Below are 16,901 nucleotides of genomic sequence, written 5' to 3'. Positions count from 1 at the left end.
CTTGGTAGGTGTGGCTAGAGCAGCGGGGCCTGCGGGCCGTTGGGGTGGGTGAGACGCTGGTCGGTGATGGAGACCGCGATCTCCGAGACCTCGGCCTCGGTGAGGCGGCGGAAGCCGTCCTCGGTGATCAGCGAGACGATCGGGAAGATCTTGCGGGCGAGGTCCGGCCCGCCGGTGGCGGAGTCGTCGTCGGCCGCGTCGTAGAGCGCCTGGACGACCAGGGTGGCGGCCTGCTGGGCCGTCAGGTCGTCGCGGTAGAGCTTCTTCATCGAGCCGCGGGCGAAGACCGAGCCCGAGCCGGTGGCGGCGAACCCGCGCTCCTCGGAGCGGCCGCCCGTGACGTCGTAGGTGAAGATCCGGCCGCGCCCCTGGTCCAGGTCGTAGCCGGCGAAGAGCGGGACGACCGCCAGGCCCTGCATCGCCATGCCGAGGTTGCCCCGGATCATGGTGGTGAGGCGGTTGGCCTTGCCCTCCAGGGAGAGCACGGTGCCCTCGATCTTCTCGTAGTGCTCCAGCTCCAGCTGGAACAGCCGGACCATCTCGACCGCGAGGCCGGCGGTGCCGGCGATGCCGACGGCGCTGTACTCGTCCGCCGGGAAGACCTTCTCGATGTCGCGCTGGGCGATCACGTTGCCCATGGTGGCGCGGCGGTCACCCGCGAGGACCACGCCGCCGTCGAACACCGCGGAGACGATCGTCGTCCCGTGCGGGGCCTCGACCACGACGCCCTCGGGCAGCCCGCGCCGACCCGGGATCAGCTCCGGCTGGTGCTCGGCCAGGAAGTCGAGGAACGACGAGGATCCCGGGGTCAGGAAGGCAGCCGGTAGACGCCCGGTGCCACGAGTGTTGGCTTCCACACGATTCCTTCCAGGTAGCTTGAAGCGCGTTCTGCCCGCACCCTACCCGCCCGACGATCAACGTCCGTGCGGGTAGGGGCCGGACCCGGGCGGGCGGACGGCCCCTGCCGCCCGCCCGCTCCCGGCGGTCTCTTCCGCGAATTCCCGAATGCCCCGGACGAGGTTACTCGCCGCCCTTCTGGACAAACTGCCGCACGAAATCCTCGGCATTCGACTCAAGCACCTCGTCGATTTCGTCCAGAACCGCGTCGACGTCGTCGCTCAGCTTTTCCTGGCGCTCCTTGAGGTCGTCGGAATTCTGCGCTTCCGCGGCCTGCTCCTCGACCTCCTCGGAGGAGCGGTTCGCCCGCTGCTGGCCGCCGCCGGTGTCCTTGCTCGCCATTTCCCTCACCCCGCTCGATCGGTCTGGCACGGTTTGGTCGCTGCTTGCTGCACCGACCCTATACACAAGGTGCGACTACCCGCTTCCGGTTTGCCGGTGGCGCTTCCTGTCCAACACCCGCTGACACCCCGGATGATTCCCATTCGGCGGACGTTCACCCATGGTGATCGAAAAGTTACCCGCCGGACAGCACCCGGAGCAGGTCCTCGGCCGTGCGGCAGCGGTCCAGCAGCTCCTTGACGTGGTTGCGGGTGCCGCGCAGCGGCTCCAGGGTCGGCACCCGCTGGAGCGAGTCCCGGCCCGGCAGGTCGAAGATCACCGAGTCCCAGGAGGCCGCGGCCACGTGCTCGGCGTACTGCTCCAGGCAGCGCCCGCGGAAGTAGGCCCTGGTGTCCTCCGGAGGCTTGGTGACGGCCCGCTCCACCTCTTCCTCGGTGAGCAGCCGCTCGAACCTGCCACGGGCCACCAGGCGGTTGTAGAGGCCCTTCTCGGGCCGCACGTCGCTGTACTGGAGGTCGACCAGGTGCAGCCGGGAGTTGTCCCACTCCAGGGCGTCCCGGCTGCGGTAGCCCTCCAGGATCTCCCGTTTGGCGAGCCAGTCCAGCTGCCTGGAGAGCGACATCGGGTCACGCTCCAGCTTGCCCAGGACGTCCTCCCAGCGGGCCAGCACGTCGACGGTCTGCTCGTCGGCGTCGTTGCCGAAGCGGTCCTCGACGTACTTGCGGGCCAGCTCGAAGTACTCCAGCTGCAGCTGGACGGCGGTGAGTTTGCGGCCGTTGCGCAGCGTGACCAGGTGCTTCAGGGTCGGGTCGTGGGAGACCCGGTGCAGGGTGCGCACCGGCTGGTCGACGGCGAGGTCGGAGGCGATGAAGGCGTCCTCGATCATCGCCAGGACCAGCGAGGTGGTCCCCAGCTTGAGGTAGGTGGAGATCTCGGAGAGGTTCGCGTCCCCGATGATCACGTGCAGCCGGCGGTACTTCTCGGCGTCGGCGTGCGGCTCGTCGCGGGTGTTGATGATCGGCCGCTTGAGGGTGGTCTCCAGGCCGACCTCGACCTCGAAGTAGTCGGCCCGCTGACTGATCTGGAAGCCGTTGGCGGAGCCGTCCTGGCCGATGCCGACCCGGCCGGCGCCGGTGACCACCTGGCGCGAGACGAAGAACGGGGTGAGGTGGCGGACGATGTCGGCGAACGGCGTCGCCCGCTTCATCAGATAGTTCTCGTGGGTGCCGTAGGAGGCGCCCTTGTTGTCGGTGTTGTTCTTGTACAGGTGGATGGTCTGCCCGTTGGGCAGTTCCAGGGCGCGCTGGGCGGCGGCCGCCATGATCCGCTCGCCGGCCTTGTCCCAGAGCACGGCGTCGCGCGGGTTGGTCACCTCGGGCGAGCTGTACTCGGGGTGCGCGTGGTCGACGTAGAACCGCGCACCGTTGGTCAGGATGACGTTGGCGAGGCCGATGTCCTCGTCGGTCAGCTGGCTGGCGTCCGCGACGTCGCGCGCGAGGTCGAAGCCCCGGGCGTCGCGCAGCGGATTCTCCTCCTCGAAGTCCCAGCGGGCCCGCCGCGCCCGGTGCATCGCCGCCGCGTAGGCGTTGACGATCTGGGACGAGGTGAGCATGGCGTTGGCGTTGGGGTGCCCGGGCACGGAGATCCCGTACTCGGTCTCGATGCCCATCACGCGCCGTACGGTCATGCGGCCCTCCTTGCCCGGTGCACCGCCCCCGCGGACGGAACACGCTGACGTACCGCTGAACAACACCGACGCCGGCGGTCTGCCCGCGCACGGTGGGTCGAGCCTAGAACGCGGCACCGACACGCGGGCCCCGAGACGCGCCGTCCGGCTGCGGGGCCGCGAGGCGCCACAGCCGGACGGGTGCGTACTGCTCCGGGGACCGCTGCCGGCCCGGGGCGCTGCGGCGTGCGCAGCGCGTCGTTACAGGTACTGCCCGGTGTTGGCGACAGTGTCGATGGAGCGGCCGGACTCGGCGCCCTGCTTCCCGGTGACCAGCGTGCGGATGAAGACGATCCGCTCGCCCTTCTTGCCGGAGATGCGGGCCCAGTCGTCCGGGTTGGTGGTGTTCGGCAGGTCCTCGTTCTCCTTGAACTCGTCCACGCAGGCGGCGAGCAGGTGGGAGACGCGCAGACCGCGCTGGCCGTGGTCGAGGAAGTCCTTGATGGCCATCTTCTTGGCGCGGTCGACGATGTTCTGGATCATCGCGCCGGAGTTGAAGTCCTTGAAGTACAGGACCTCCTTGTCACCGTTGGCGTAGGTGACCTCCAGGAAGCGGTTCTCCTCGGTCTCGGAGTACATCCGCTCCACGACCGACTGGATCATCGCCGCCACCGTGGTCTCGACGGAGCCGTCGTGCTCCTTGAGGTCGTCCGGGTGGAACGGCAGCGTGCCCTTGAGGTACTTGGAGAAGATGTCCTTCGCGGCCTCGGCGTCCGGGCGCTCGATCTTGATCTTGACGTCCAGGCGGCCGGGCCGCAGGATCGCCGGGTCGATCATGTCCTCGCGATTGGAGGCGCCGATCACGATGACGTTCTCCAGGCCCTCCACGCCGTCGATCTCGGCGAGCAGCTGCGGGACGATGGTGTTCTCCACGTCCGAGCTGACACCCGAGCCTCGGGTGCGGAAGAGCGACTCCATCTCGTCGAAGAAGACGATGACGGGAGTGCCCTCGCCGGCCTTCTCCCGGGCCCGCTGGAAGACCAGCCGGATCTGCCGCTCGGTCTCGCCCACGTACTTGTTGAGCAGCTCCGGGCCCTTGATGTTGAGGAAGTAGCTCTTGCCCTGGGGACGGCCGGTGACCTCGGCGACCTTCTTGGCCAGCGAGTTGGCCACCGCCTTGGCGATCAGCGTCTTGCCGCAACCGGGCGGGCCGTACAGCAGCACGCCCTTGGGCGGGCGCAGCTCGAACTCCTTGAAGAGGTCGGCGTGCAGGTAGGGCAGCTCGACCGCGTCGCGGATCTGCTCGATCTGGTTGCTCAGACCGCCGATCTGGCGGTAGTCGATGTCCGGGACCTCTTCGAGGACCAGCTCCTCGACCTCGGCCTTCGGCACGACCTCGTACACGTAGCCGGAGCGGGGCTCCAGCAGCAGGGCGTCCCCCGCCCGGATCGTGGCCTCGCGCAGCGGTTCGGCGAGCCGCACCACCCGCTCCTCGTCGGTGTGCCCGATGACCAGGGCGCGCTCGCCGTCCTCCAGGATCTCCTTGAGGGTGACGATGTCGCCGATGCGCTCGAAGGCCATCGCGTCCACGATGTTGAGGGCCTCGTTGAGCATCACCTCCTGGCCGCGCCGCAGCTCGTCGAGGTCGACGTTGGGGCTGACGTTGACGCGGAGCTTGCGCCCCCCGGTGAAGATGTCGGCGGTGCCGTCCTCGTTCTGGTCGAGGAAGGTGCCGAAACCGGCCGGGGGCTGTGCCAGCCGGTCCACTTCCTCCTTGAGGGCCACGATCTGGTCGCGGGCCTCGCGCAGGGTGGAGGCGAGCCGTTCGTTCTGGGCGGTCACGCCGGCCAGGTTGGTCTGGAGCTCGACGATCCGCTCTTCGAGGATTCTCGAATTGCGCGGCGAGTCGGCGAGCTTGCGGCGCAGCACGGCGATTTCCTGCTCAAGGTACGAGACCTGAGCGGCCTCGTCGGAACCACGAGCGGGCCTGCCGGTGCTGCGGTTGTAGTCGTCATCGTGGGCTGCCACGGTCCTCACCTCCTCCGGGGAGCTGGACGCTTCCAGACCCTACCTGGGACCAGGGGTCCGTAAACCCCTAGATCAAGAAAGATGGAACGGGCGTGTCCGATCTTCGCCCTCGCGTGCTTCCCCTCTGTTAGGGGGATACCCACCGCGCACCGGCCAATGCGGACCAGATGTATCGTCGAGCGAGTCGATATCCGATCGGAACCGGGTCGCCGGATCCGATCGTTGTACGAATGGCGGGATTGCGCCCAAGAAGGGGCGTCCCGGGACAGAAACGGCAGGGGACCATGTCGGTGACCGAGGAAGCGGCGGCGGGCGAGCCGCTTGAGGTGTGGATCGACCAGGACCTGTGCACCGGTGACGGCATCTGCGTGCAGTACGCGCCCGAGGTCTTCGAGCTCGACATCGACGGCCTGGCCTACGTGAAGGGGCCGGAGGACGAGCTGCGTCAGCAGCCCGGCGAGACCGCGCCGGTACCGCTGACGCTGCTTCAGGACGTGGTGGACTCCGCGAAGGAGTGCCCCGGCGACTGCATCCACGTGCGCCGGGTGGCGGACCGGGTCGAGGTGTACGGGCCCGACGCCGAGTAGCCCGCGCCGCCCGGCCGGGGGAACGCGCCGGAGCGCCCGGCGGCGGGCCGGCGCCCGCCGCGGGCGGCTCAGGTGAGCGTCACCGGGGCGGCGGTCTGGGAACGGTCCCAGCCGCCGCCCCTGCGCGTCCAGGTGAGGTCCAGTGAGATGTCGGGACTGAACCGCGGCACGTCGTCGCTGGAATACCCCTGCGCGTGGCCGGTGATGACGCCGTCACTGCGCAGGCCGAGCCGGGTGACGGTGAGGTTCTCGCGCTCGGAGACCAGGGTGGCCAGCACCACGGGCCGGTCGGCGGGGCCGGGGCCGAGCAGGTAGACCGCGTCCGGCGGGGTGCCGTTCTCGGCCGCGCAGTGCGCGGCGGCGACGGTGCCGGGGCGCCCGTCACCGAGGTCGGCGGCGAAGCTGACGGATATCTTCACCGGGAACGGACCGCAGTCCAGCGGGAGTTCGGCCTTGGCCGGATCGGGGGCAACGGCGGCCGGGAGTGCCTTGACGGTGCGGCGGGCGGGCACCGGGGTGCCGGTGGCCGGATCGGCGGCGAGCGTGGTGGCGACCACGGCGGCGGTGCCGGCGATCGTGAGGACCCAGTGCCACGGCGCGGTGCGGACGTGTCCGGGCCCGCTGCGCTCCTGCGGTGTCTGCTGCTCGGCCGTCGCCTTGACCGCGGTCTCCACCAGGCGTCCCCTCCAGCGGGTCGGTGTGCGCATGGGTCGGTGTGAGCGAGCATCGTCCCACACGGGGGCGGCCGCGGGGTGGTGCGGATGCGGGGGTAGCGCGAAGGGGTGGTACCGGGGCCGTAAGCCCGCGGTACCACCCCTGTCCGGGTGTGCGGTCAGCCGAGGTCGGGTTCCTCGGAGGTGCGGGCGGCGGTCCGGGCCGCGGCGCGCTCCTGCAGCGAGGGCGCGGGCGCCCCGTTGTCGTAGTCCTCGCCGTACGCGCCCTTGGCCGGGCGGCGGCGGCGCAGCGGCGGCTCGACGCCGTCGGCGAGGCGGCGGGCCGTGAGCAGGAAGCCGGTGTGGCCGATCATCCGGTGGTCCGGGCGGACGGCCAGGCCCTCCAGGTGCCAGGTGCGGACCATGGTCTCCCAGGCCTGCGGCTCGGTGAAGGTGCCGTGCTCGCGCAGCGCCTCGACGGTCTTCGACATCTGCGTCGTGGTGGCCACGTAGCAGCAGATCAGGCCGCCGGGGACGAGCGCCTTGGAGGCGACGTCCAGGCACTCCCACGGGGCGAGCATGTCGAGGATGACGCGGTCGACGTCGGTCTCCACCAGGTTGTCCTGGAGGTCGCCGACGGTGAGCTTCCACGCCGGGTGCGGCCCGCCGAAGTAGCGCTCGACGTTGCCCTTGGCGATGTCGGCGAAGTCCTGCCGGCGCTCGTAGGAGGCCAGCATGCCGGTGTCGCCGACGGCGCGCAGCAGGTAGCTGGAGAGCGCGCCGGAGCCGACGCCGGCCTCGACGACGCGGGCACCCGCGAAGATGTCGGCCATCGCCAGGATCTGCCCCGCGTCCTTGGGGTAGATCACGGCGGCGCCGCGCGGCATGGACAGGACGTAGTCGGGGAGCAGGGGGCGCAGCGCGAGGTACGGGACGTTCCCCGTGGTGCGCACGACCGTGCCCTCCGGGGCGCCGATCAGCTCGTCGTGCGGGAACGCACCCTTGTGGGTGTGGAACTGGTTCCCGGCCTGGAGCGTGAACGTGTAGTGGCGGCCCTTCGGGTCGGTCAGCTGGACCTGGTCCCCGACCTGGAAGGGCCCGCGTCGGCGGGTGGCACCGGTCGGTTCGGACATGCGGACAATCCTAAGGGAAGCGTGCGCTCCGCCCGACCACGGTGATCACCGGCCGGTGACGGCGGCGGTCAGCCGCTGCTCGATGTCGGTGAGCGCGGCGACGCCGTAGACCCGCCCGTCGTCCTCGACGACCAGGTACTCACCGGCCGGGGTGGCCCGGACGGCGCGCAGCAGGTCCTCGCCGGCCAGGTCGGCGGAGAGCCGCAGGCCCGGTTCGAGGTCGCGGGCCAGGGCGCCGACGGCGATCCAGGGACGGCGGTGCTCGGGGACGCCGCGGACGGCGGACTCGCGGACGATGCCGGTCGGCTCGCCCCGGCCGTCGACCACGACCAGGGCGCCGGCCTCCGCCTCGCGGGCACGGCGCATCGCCTCGCCGAGCGGGGTGTCGCCGGTGACCTCGACCGCGCGCCGGGCGAGCTCGCGCAGCCGCAGGCCGGGCAGCACCTCCTTGAGCCGGGCGTTGCGCAGGCTGCCGCCGGCTCCGTTCCAGATGATCGCGGCGAGGACGGCGGCGAGCACCGCGTCCACCAGGGTGTCGGTGTCGCTTCGCTCGGTCCCGCGGGCGGCGCTGACCAGCGGCAGGCCGATCAGGACGGCGACGGCCAGCGCCCGGCCCACCCAGACGGCGGCCACCGTGCCGGCCATCGGCCGCCCGGTGACGGCCCAGACGACGGCGCGCAGCATCCGGCCGCCGTCCAGCGGCAGGCCGGGCAGCAGGTTGAAGGCGGCGACGACGAGGTTGGAGACCATCAGGCCGGTCAGCAGCACCCCGGGCACGGAGGAGAGCTCGACGGCCTGGACGGCGAGGTAGAACACGCCACCGAGCACCAGGGAGAGCAGCGGGCCGACGAAGGCCAGCCAGAACTCGCGCCAGGGGCTCTCGGCCTCGTTCTCGATCTCCGAGACGCCCCCGAAGAACTGCAGCTGGATGCGGCGCACGCCGAGCTTGTAGCGCAGGGCCACCAGGGTGTGGGCGAGCTCGTGGACCAGCACGGAGCCGTAGAAGGCGACCGCGAAGGAGAACGCGACCAGGTAGCGGGTGGCACCGAGCTCGGGCAGGACGCGGTCGAGCCGGCCCCCGAACACCCAGGTGATCAGCGCGGCGATGACGAACCACGAGGGCGTGACGTAGATCGGGACGCCGAACGGGCGGCCCATCAGGATGCCGCCGCGGCGCTCCGGCTCCTCGGGCGGCCGGGGCCCCGGCCGGGCGCCACCGCCGTGCGGTGGCTGGTCGGAGGTCTGCCGCCCCCTGCTGTCGCTCACCGTGATCCCTTCCGTCGGTTCCCCGTCGCGCCCCGGTTCGCCCACGCTACGTGATCGGGGCGGTCCGGCGGCGCGCGCCCCTCTCGCAGAGTTCATACCCAACTGGAAAGGACGTGTGGCAGCACCGTGTCAGCGGGATGGCAGCCGGGGGCAATAGGGTCGGGGTATGCAGCAGACCGACACCAGCAGCACCGCGGCCCCGGCCCGGCCGCCGGCGCCCCCGACCGGCCTGTCCCCGTCCCGTGCGGGGGACTTCCTGACCTGCCCGCTGCTGTACCGGCTGCGGGTGATCGACCGGCTGCCGGAGCCGCCGAGCGCGGCGGCGACCCGGGGCACCCTGGTGCACGCGGTGCTGGAGCGGCTGTTCGACAGCCCGGCGGCGGAGCGGACCCCGGAGCGGGCGCTGGGCCTGCTGCGCCCGCAGTGGGAGCGCCTGCTGGGCGAGCGCCCGGAGCTGGGCTCGCTCTTCCCGGAGGATCCGGACGGCGCGGCGCTCACCCGCTGGCTGGCCGACGCCGAGAAGCTGGTCGCCCAGTGGTTCCGGCTGGAGGACCCGAGCCGGCTGCACCCGGTGGAGCGGGAGCTCTACGTGGAGACGGCCCTGCAGTCGGGCCTGCTGCTGCGCGGCTACATCGACCGGGTCGACGTCGCCCCGACCGGCGAGGTCCGGCTGGTGGACTACAAGACCGGCCGGGCGCCCTCGCGGGACTTCGAGGGCAAGGCGATGTTCCAGATGAAGTTCTACGCGCTGGTGGTGTGGCGGTGGAAGGGTGTGATCCCGAAGCGGCTGCAGCTGGTCTACCTCGGCGGCGGCGGGGACGTGGTCAGCTACGACCCGGACGAGGCCGACCTGCTGGCGGTGGAACGCAAGCTGCAGGCGCTCTGGGAGCGGATCGCCCTGGCGGTGGCCACAGGCGACTTCCCGGCCACCCGCAACCGGCTCTGCGACTGGTGCGACCACCGGGCCAGCTGCCCGGAGTTCGGCGGCACTCCCCCGCCGTACCCGCTGCCGCTGGCGCGTACGTCTGACGAGGACGATCCCACGGGGGATCCGATGAGCAAGGAGTCCTAGGTGACGATCCGAGTGCTGCTGGTCGACGACCAGCCGCTGCTGCGCACCGGTTTCCGGATGATCCTGGAGGCCGAGTCCGACCTGGTGGTGGTCGGCGAGGCCGGCGACGGCCAGCAGGCGCTGGACCAGGTCCGCGCGCTGCAGCCCGACGTGGTGCTGATGGACATCCGGATGCCCAGGATGGACGGGGTCGAGGCGACCCGCCGGATCGCCGGACCGGGGCGGGACGGCCCGGCCAAGGTGCTGGTGCTCACCACCTTCGACCTGGACGAGTACGTGGTCGAGGCGCTGCGTGCGGGGGCCAGCGGCTTCCTGCTGAAGGACGTCCCGGCCGAGGAGCTGGTGCAGGCGATCCGGGTGGTCGCCGACGGCGCGGCGATGCTGGCGCCGAGCATCACCCGCCGACTGCTGGACATGTACGCCACCAAGCTGCCCTCCGGAGAGGAGGCGCCGCCGCAGGCGCTGAACGCGCTGACCGAGCGCGAGCTGGAGGTGCTGAAGCTGGTAGCGCGCGGGCTGTCGAACGCGGAGATCGCGGCGGAGCTGTTCGTCAGCGAGACCACGGTCAAGACGCACGTCGGGCACGTGCTGACCAAGCTCCAGCTGCGCGACCGGGTGCAGGCGGCGGTCTACGCGTACGAGAGCGGCCTGGTCCGCCCCGGGACGCTCTGACCGGGCGACCGGCCCCGGACGTGACGGTGGCCCGTCCGCTCCCCCTGCACCCTGGGGGAAGCGGACGGGCCACCGTGCCGAGGGTCCCGGCTACTTGCCGCCGGAGCGGCCGATCTCCCAGAAGCGGAAGACGCCGGTGGTGTCGACGGTCGACTCGACGCCGGTGATGTAGGACTTCGCCGCGTAGAACGCCTTGTTCTGGAACAGCGGGATCAGCGGCACGTTCTCGGCCACGATCGCCTGGATCTGGTTGTAGGACGAGGTGGCGGCACCGCGGTCGGCCTGCTTGAGGGCCTCCGGCACCAGCCTCTGGCTGATCCGCTGGTCGTCCCAGCCGTGGTGGTAGGCGCCGCCCTCGACGATCAGCGGCGCGATGTAGTTGTCCGCGTCCGGGTAGTCGGCGAACCAGCCGACGACGTAGGCCTGGTACTTGCCCTCGGTCCAGCCCTTCTTGAAGGCCTCCCAGTCCGCCTCGTGCTGGACGGTGACCTGGAAGAGACCGCCGGCCTCCAGCTGCTTCTTGAGCATCTCGCTCTCGGCGCCCTCGGCGCGCGAGCGGGACCAGGTGAGGCTCAGCTTGACCGGGGTCTGGACCTTGGCCGCGGCCAGGATCGCCTTGGCCTTGGCGACGTCCTGGTCGCCGTACTTGTCGAAGAAGGACGTGGTGTGGCCGGTGACGCCGGCCGGGACCATCGAGTACACCGGCTGGACGGTGCGGGCGAAGACGTCGCGGGCGAGCGTCTTGCGGTCGACCAGCTGGGCGGCGGCCTGCCGCACGGCGACGTTGCCGGTGGTCGCGTCCTTGGTGTTGAAGACGATGCTGCGGGTGTCGTTGCTGTCGCCCTCGACGACCTGCAGGTCGGTCTTGCCGCCCTGCTGGTCGGAGCGGACCTGGGCCGCGGTGTTGGGCTCCAGGCTGTCGTCGGTGAGGTCGACCTCGCCCTTGTCGAGGGCGTCCTTCAGCGCGTCGGCCTTGTCGAAGTAGCGGACGGTGAACTTCTTGTTCCGCAGCTTGGCGTCGCCGGTGTAGTCGCCGTTGGCCGAGAGGGCGATCTTGCTGGGGACCTTGCCGCCGCTCGCGGTCTCGACCGTGTCGATCTTGTACGGGCCGGAGCCGACCAGCTTGTCGTTGCCGAGCAGCTTGTCGGCCGGGAAGACCTGGCGGTCGACGATGGCGCCGGCCGGGGTGGCCAGCTTGGCCGGGAGGGTGGCGTCGGGCTGGGCGAGGTGGAAGACCACCTCGGTGTCGCCCTTGGCCTCGACCGACTGGATCGTGTCGAGCAGGCCGACCGGACCGTTGTCGTCCTTGATCTTCTTGGTGCGCTCGATCGAGAACACCACGTCGGCGGCGGTCAGCGGGTGGCCGTTGGAGAACTTCAGGCCGGACTTGAGCGTGCAGTGGTAGAGCGTGGCCTCGCCGCCGGTGAACTCACAGGACTGCGCGGCGTCCGGAACGGGCGAGCTGGAGGCGGCCGGGTAGGTCAGCAGCGACTGGAAGGTGTTGCGCAGCACCAGCCAGGCGCCGGAGTCGTAGGCGCCGGCCGGGTCGAGCACACCGGTGGTCGCGGTGGTGCCCATGGTGATCGCCTTGCCGCCGTCCCCCTTGACGGCGTCGGTGACCGAGCCGCAGCCCGTCACCGAGGCGGCCACCAGGCCGGCGCAGCCGAGCGCTGCCAGTCGTCCAGCTGAAGTCTTCACGGGCGCGTCCTTCTGGGTGCGGTCCGGCATGGGCCGGGTGGTCCGCACACGAAAGTGCCTCCGGGGTGCGGAGGGCGCGCGCGGACCGGTCGCCGTGCGACCGCAGTCAGGACGGGGTTGCCCGTTCGGGCGGCGGCGGCAGGGCTCGGGGTGGGGAACGAACTGGAGTAGCGTGCCATATCGAACACGCACCACCGCCACCCGCGCAGGTGACAGTTGGGACACGGGAGGCCGAATTGATGGCGGCCATCCGACGAGTTGTCAGGCAATGCCCGATTTCTCCCCGGGCGTCCAGGCACGACGGGCGGCCGCGGTCACCTACCGGCCGGTAGCACTCGCATGCAATGAGACGACAATCACACTCGCGAAGTGACCAGCGAGCGGAGCAGTTCAAGATCCACCTGCTCCAGCGAAGGCAGCACCAGCCGCCCGGGCGCCGGCTCGATCACCGCCACCGACGGCACCGCGATCACCGGGCAGCCGGCCGCCTCGGCCGAGCGGACCCCGGTCGGGGCGTCCTCCACCACCACGCAGCGGCCCGGCTCGGCGCCCAGCCGGCGCGCCGCCTCCAGGTACGGGTCCGGGTGCGGCTTGGTCCGCGCGACCTCGTCCCCGGCGACGCTGAAGGCGAAGTGGTGGGCCCCCAGCGACTGCAGCACGATGTCGATGATCTGACGGTGCGACGCCGACACCAGCGCGGCCGGGACGCCGTGCGCCGCAAGGGTGTTGAGCAGCCGCTCGGCGCCCGGCATGAGCGGTACGCCGCCGGCCAGCAGGTCCACGAAGCGCTGGTTGATCAGCACGGTGAGGTCGGCCGCCGAGAGGTCGACCCCGGTGGTGGCGAGCAGGTAGTCGATCACCCGGCTCATCGGCCCGCCGACCACCTGGGCACGGTCCTTCTCGTCCAGCTCGTAGCCCAGCTCTGCGAAGAGCGAGGCCTCGGCCTGCCACCAGAAGTCCTCGGTGTCCACCAGGGTCCCGTCCATGTCCAGCAGCACCGCCTGCAGGCCCCGGCCGTCGCCGCGGTCGAGGACGCGGGTGGCGGTGGAGCTGGTGGTCATGGCGGGATCCTTCCGTCGGTTCCCCCGGGGCGGCGCGGCCGGGGCACCGCCCCCGGGGATGGCACAGGCCGGCCCGCTGGTGAGCGGACCGGCCCGTTCAGGATGATCCAGGATACGCCCCGTACGTCCGAAAAGAGCGAACGGAACGCGACGTGCGGGCTACCGCGCGTTGAAGTACTTGGCCTCCGGGTGGTGGATCACGATCGCGTCGGTGGACTGCTCCGGGTGCAGCTGGAACTCCTCGGACAGCACCACGCCGATCCGCTCGGGCCGCAGCAGCTCGGCGATCTTGGCGCGGTCCTCCAGCTCCGGGCAGGCCCCGTAGCCGAGCGAGAACCGGGCGCCCCGGTACTTCAGCGCGAACATGTCCTTGACGTCCTGCGGGTCCTCGCCGGAGAAGCCCAGCTCGAACCGGACCCGGGCGTGCCAGAACTCGGCCAGCGCCTCGGCCAGCTGCACCGAGAGACCGTGCAGCTCCAGGTAGTCGCGGTAGGAGTTGTTCGCGAACAGCTCGTTGGCCGCCTCGGAGATCCGGTTGCCCATGGTGACCACCTGCAGGCCGACCACGTCCCGCACGCCCGACTCCTCCGGGCGGAAGAAGTCCGCCAGGCAGAGCCGGCGCCCGCGGCGCTGGCGCGGGAAGGTGAACCGGGTCCGCTCGGTGCCGTCCTCGTGGAAGACGATCAGGTCGTCGCCCTTGGAGTTGGCCGGGTAGTAGCCGTAGACGACGGCCGCCTCCAGCCAGCCCTCGGTCTGCAGCCGGTCCAGCCACATCCGCAGCCGCGGCCGGCCCTCCGACTCCACCAGCTCCTCGTAGGACGGCCCGTCGCCGTTGCGGGCCGCCTTCAGCCCCCACTGGCCCTTGAACAGCGCGTCCTCGTCCAGCCAGGAGGCGTAGTCGGCGAACGGCACCCCCTTGACGATCCGGTCGCCCCAGAACGGCGGGGCCGGCACGGTGTTGTCGACCGCCACGTCGGAGCGGATCTGGCCGAGGTTGACCTCCTCCGCCTCCTCGACCTCCACCCGGGCGTGCCGGCGCTGCTTGAGCTCCGGCAGCGCCGCACCGGGCACCCCTCGCTTGACCGCGATCAGCGCGTCCATCAGCCGCAGGCCCTCGAAGGCGTCCCGGGCGTAGCGGACCTCGCCCTCGTAGATCTCGTGCAGGTCCTGCTCGACGTAGGCCCGGGTGAGCGCGGCGCCGCCGAGGATCACCGGGTAGTCCGCCGCCAGCTTGCGCTGGTTCAGCTCCTCCAGGTTCTCCTTCATGATCACCGTGGACTTCACCAGCAGGCCCGACATCCCGATCACGTCCGCGTTGTGCTCCTGCGCGGCGTCCAGGATCGCCGAGACCGGCTGCTTGATGCCCAGGTTGACGACGTTGTAGCCGTTGTTGGACAGGATGATGTCGACCAGGTTCTTGCCGATGTCGTGGACGTCGCCCTTGACCGTGGCCAGCACGATGGTGCCCTTGCCCTCCGCGTCGGACTTCTCCATGTGCGGCTCCAGGTGGGCCACCGCGGTCTTCATCACCTCGGCGGACTGCAGCACGAACGGCAGCTGCATCTGGCCGGAGCCGAACAGCTCGCCGACCACCTTCATGCCGGACAGCAGGGTGTCGTTGATGATCTCCAGCGCCGGGCGCGCGGTGAGCGCCTCCTCCAGATCGGCCTCCAGGCCGTTCCGCTCGCCGTCGATGATCCGGCGCTGCAGCCGCTCCTCCAGCGGCAGCGCGGCCAGCTCCTCCGCCTTGGACGCCTTGACCGAGGCCGAGGAGACGCCCTCGAACAGCTGCAGCAGGCGCTGCAGCGGGTCGTAGTCGTCCCGGCGGCGGTCGTAGACCAGGTCGAGCGCCGCCTCGCGCTGGTCCTCGGGGATGCGCGAGATCGGCAGGATCTTCGAGGCGTGCACGATCGCCGAGTCCAGGCCGGCCTCCACGCACTCGTGCAGGAAGACCGAGTTCAGCACCACGCGGGCGGCCGGGTTGAGGCCGAAGGAGATGTTGGAGAGGCCGAGTGTGGTCTGCACGTCCGGGTGGCGGCGCTTGAGCTCGCGGATCGCCTCGATGGTCTCGATGCCGTCCCGGCGGGACTCCTCCTGGCCGGTGGCCAGGGTGAAGGTGAGGCAGTCGACCAGGATCGAGCCCTCGTCGATCCCGTAGTCCGCGGTCAGCTCCCCGATCAGCCGCTCGGCGATCTCGACCTTCTTGTCGGCGGTGCGGGCCTGGCCCTCCTCGTCGATGGTCAGCGCGATCAGGCCGGCGCCGTGCTCGCGGGCCAGCGAGGCGATCCGGCCGAAGCGGGAGTCCGGGGCGTTGCCGTCCTCGTAGTTGACCGAGTTGAGGACCGCGCGGCCGCCCAGCGCCTCCAGTCCGGCCCGCAGCACGTCCGGCTCGGTGGAGTCCAGCACGATCGGCAGGGTGGAGGCGGTGGCCAGCCGGCCGGCGACCTCCTTCATGTCGGCGACGCCGTCGCGGCCGACGTAGTCCACGCAGAGGTCCAGCAGGTGGGAGCCGTCCCGGATCTGCTCGCGGGCGATCTCCACGCAGGCCTGCCAGTCGCCGGCGAGCATCGACTCGCGGAACTTCTTCGAGCCGTTGGCGTTGGTGCGCTCGCCGATCGCCAGGTAAGAGGTGTCCTGACGGAACGGCACCGCCTGGTAGAGCGAGGCGGCCGCCGGCTCCGGGCGCGGGTCGCGGACGGCGATCGGGCGGCCCTGGACCCGCTCGACCACGTGGCGCAGGTGCTCGGGGGTGGTGCCGCAGCAGCCGCCGACCAGCGAGAGACCGTACTCGCGGGTGAAGACGTCGTGCGCGTCCGCCAGTTCGGCGGGGGTCAGCGGGTAGTGCGCGCCGTCCTTGCCCAGCACCGGCAGGCCCGCGTTCGGCATGCAGGAGAGGCCGATCCTGGCGTTCTTCGCCAGGTAGCGCAGGTGCTCGCTCATCTCGGCCGGGCCGGTGGCGCAGTTCAGGCCGATGTAGTCGACGCCGAGCGGCTCCAGCGCCGTCAGCGCGGCGCCGATCTCGGAGCCGAGCAGCATGGTGCCGGTGGTCTCCACGGTCACCTGGACCAGGACCGGCAGGTCCAGGCCTGCCTCGGCGAGCGCGCGCTTGCAGCCCAGGATCGCGGCCTTGGTCTGCAGCAGGTCCTGGCTGGTCTCGACCAGCAGCGCGTCCGCGCCGCCGGCGATCAGGCCGGCCGCGTTCTGCTGGAAGCCGTCGCGCAGCGTGTCGTACGGGGCGTGGCCGAGGGTCGGCAGCTTGGTGCCCGGGCCGATCGAGCCGAGGACCCACCGGGTGCGGCCGTCGGCGGCGTGCCGGTCGGCCGCCTCGCGGGCGATCCGGGCGCCGGCCTCGGAGAGTTCGAAGATGCGGTCGGCGATCTCGTACTCGCCGAGCGCCGAGTGGTTGGCGCCGAAGGTGTTGGTCTCCACGCAGTCCACGCCCACCGCGAAGTACGCGTCGTGGACGGAGCGGACGATGTCGGGCCGGGTGAGGTTGAGGACCTCGTTGCAGCCCTCCAGGTTCTGGAAGTCCTCCAGGGTCGGGTCCTGTGCCTGGAGCATGGTGCCCATCGCCCCGTCGGCCACCACCACGCGGGTGGCGAGCGCCTCACGCAGCGCGTTCGCGCGGCTCTGCTGGGTGATGGACGGATCGGCTGCAGTGGCCATGGGGCTTCTCCCTGGGTGCGACGGCTGTCGGCTTTGCGAACCCGCTGAGTCGGGGACGCACGTGGCCAGGGTATCCGGCCGAGGCCTGGGGCCGGTGGGGCATTCCGTATCCTGAGCGTTCGGCCACGAGGGGGGAGCCACGGGCATGGCGGAGTCCGGG

The 16,901-nt window shown here is 71.1% G+C and carries 13 protein-coding genes; 3 read left to right on the top strand and 10 right to left on the bottom strand.

Annotated elements, in window-relative coordinates:
• Positions 1 to 14: 14 nt before the first annotated feature.
• The 4 genes from prcB to arc form a co-directional block, all read right to left on the bottom strand.
• Positions 15 to 857 (bottom strand): proteasome subunit beta, encoded by an 843-nt coding sequence (prcB, locus tag ACF9IK_RS27890; RefSeq protein ID WP_395296842.1) that lies wholly within the window; start codon positions 855 to 857, stop codon positions 15 to 17.
• Positions 858 to 1,020: 163 nt separating this feature from the next.
• Positions 1,021 to 1,239, bottom strand: a complete 219-nt coding sequence (locus tag ACF9IK_RS27885; RefSeq protein WP_238739917.1) for a ubiquitin-like protein Pup — start codon at positions 1,237 to 1,239, stop codon at positions 1,021 to 1,023.
• Positions 1,240 to 1,414: 175 nt separating this feature from the next.
• A complete protein-coding gene (dop, locus tag ACF9IK_RS27880) occupies positions 1,415 to 2,926 on the bottom strand; it encodes a depupylase/deamidase Dop (RefSeq protein ID WP_395296841.1) in 1,512 nt (503 codons plus the stop codon).
• Positions 2,927 to 3,166: 240 nt separating this feature from the next.
• On the bottom strand, positions 3,167 to 4,933 hold the full coding sequence (arc, locus tag ACF9IK_RS27875; RefSeq protein ID WP_395296840.1) for a proteasome ATPase: 1,767 nt from the start codon (positions 4,931 to 4,933) through the stop codon (positions 3,167 to 3,169).
• A gap of 284 nt (positions 4,934 to 5,217) precedes the next feature.
• On the opposite strand from arc, the gene ACF9IK_RS27870 reads away from it, so the two are divergent.
• Entirely contained in the window at positions 5,218 to 5,520 is a 303-nt protein-coding gene (locus ACF9IK_RS27870) for a ferredoxin (RefSeq protein WP_395296839.1), read from the top strand.
• A 68-nt stretch (positions 5,521 to 5,588) separates the two neighbouring features.
• Here ACF9IK_RS27870 and ACF9IK_RS27865 read toward each other — a convergent pair whose 3' ends face one another.
• The 3 genes from ACF9IK_RS27865 to ACF9IK_RS27855 form a co-directional block, all read right to left on the bottom strand.
• The gene (locus ACF9IK_RS27865; protein WP_395296838.1) at positions 5,589 to 6,227 is read right to left on the bottom strand and encodes a hypothetical protein; all 639 of its coding nucleotides are present in this window, start codon (positions 6,225 to 6,227) and stop codon (positions 5,589 to 5,591) included.
• Between the two features lie 125 nt (positions 6,228 to 6,352).
• Positions 6,353 to 7,306, bottom strand: a complete 954-nt coding sequence (locus ACF9IK_RS27860; RefSeq protein ID WP_395296837.1) for a tRNA (adenine-N1)-methyltransferase — start codon at positions 7,304 to 7,306, stop codon at positions 6,353 to 6,355.
• A gap of 45 nt (positions 7,307 to 7,351) precedes the next feature.
• Positions 7,352 to 8,572 (bottom strand): site-2 protease family protein, encoded by a 1,221-nt coding sequence (locus ACF9IK_RS27855; protein ID WP_395296836.1) that lies wholly within the window; start codon positions 8,570 to 8,572, stop codon positions 7,352 to 7,354.
• 166 nt (positions 8,573 to 8,738) lie between these two features.
• Between ACF9IK_RS27855 and ACF9IK_RS27850 the strand changes: the two genes are divergently transcribed.
• The gene (locus ACF9IK_RS27850) at positions 8,739 to 9,644 is read left to right on the top strand and encodes a RecB family exonuclease (protein ID WP_395296835.1); all 906 of its coding nucleotides are present in this window, start codon (positions 8,739 to 8,741) and stop codon (positions 9,642 to 9,644) included.
• The gene (locus ACF9IK_RS27845) at positions 9,645 to 10,316 is read left to right on the top strand and encodes a response regulator (protein WP_148647703.1); all 672 of its coding nucleotides are present in this window, start codon (positions 9,645 to 9,647) and stop codon (positions 10,314 to 10,316) included. It abuts the gene before it with no gap.
• A 90-nt stretch (positions 10,317 to 10,406) separates the two neighbouring features.
• Here ACF9IK_RS27845 and ACF9IK_RS27840 read toward each other — a convergent pair whose 3' ends face one another.
• The 3 genes from ACF9IK_RS27840 to metH all read right to left on the bottom strand — a co-directional run bounded on the left by ACF9IK_RS27840 (position 10,407) and on the right by metH (position 16,741).
• Entirely contained in the window at positions 10,407 to 12,014 is a 1,608-nt protein-coding gene (locus tag ACF9IK_RS27840; RefSeq protein WP_395296834.1) for an ABC transporter substrate-binding protein, read from the bottom strand.
• Positions 12,015 to 12,370: 356 nt separating this feature from the next.
• Entirely contained in the window at positions 12,371 to 13,075 is a 705-nt protein-coding gene (locus tag ACF9IK_RS27835) for an HAD family hydrolase (protein WP_395296833.1), read from the bottom strand.
• A gap of 159 nt (positions 13,076 to 13,234) precedes the next feature.
• The gene (gene metH, locus ACF9IK_RS27830) at positions 13,235 to 16,741 is read right to left on the bottom strand and encodes a methionine synthase (RefSeq protein ID WP_395296832.1); all 3,507 of its coding nucleotides are present in this window, start codon (positions 16,739 to 16,741) and stop codon (positions 13,235 to 13,237) included.
• Positions 16,742 to 16,901: the final 160 nt, after the last annotated feature.

Origin of the sequence: Kitasatospora hibisci (genome assembly GCF_043950205.1) — a bacterium.
GTDB classification, from domain to species: Bacteria; Actinomycetota; Actinomycetes; order Streptomycetales; family Streptomycetaceae; genus Kitasatospora; species Kitasatospora hibisci.
Note: the sequence above shows the minus strand (reverse complement) of the source record. Positions and strands in the feature narration are given on the sequence as shown.

What these genes read in the sequence shown, in the direction of transcription:
- ACF9IK_RS27885 (WP_238739917.1), bottom strand. Translation starts at nt 1,239, where the DNA reads ATGGCGAGCAAGGACACCGGCGGCGGCCAGCAGCGGGCGAACCGCTCC.
- dop (WP_395296841.1), bottom strand. Translation starts at nt 2,926, where the DNA reads ATGACCGTACGGCGCGTGATGGGCATCGAGACCGAGTACGGGATCTCC.
- ACF9IK_RS27870 (WP_395296839.1), top strand. Translation starts at nt 5,218, where the DNA reads ATGTCGGTGACCGAGGAAGCGGCGGCGGGCGAGCCGCTTGAGGTGTGG.
- ACF9IK_RS27865 (WP_395296838.1), bottom strand. Translation starts at nt 6,227, where the DNA reads ATGCGCACACCGACCCGCTGGAGGGGACGCCTGGTGGAGACCGCGGTC.
- ACF9IK_RS27860 (WP_395296837.1), bottom strand. Translation starts at nt 7,306, where the DNA reads ATGTCCGAACCGACCGGTGCCACCCGCCGACGCGGGCCCTTCCAGGTC.
- ACF9IK_RS27850 (WP_395296835.1), top strand. Translation starts at nt 8,739, where the DNA reads ATGCAGCAGACCGACACCAGCAGCACCGCGGCCCCGGCCCGGCCGCCG.
- ACF9IK_RS27835 (WP_395296833.1), bottom strand. Translation starts at nt 13,075, where the DNA reads ATGACCACCAGCTCCACCGCCACCCGCGTCCTCGACCGCGGCGACGGC.
- metH (WP_395296832.1), bottom strand. Translation starts at nt 16,741, where the DNA reads ATGGCCACTGCAGCCGATCCGTCCATCACCCAGCAGAGCCGCGCGAAC.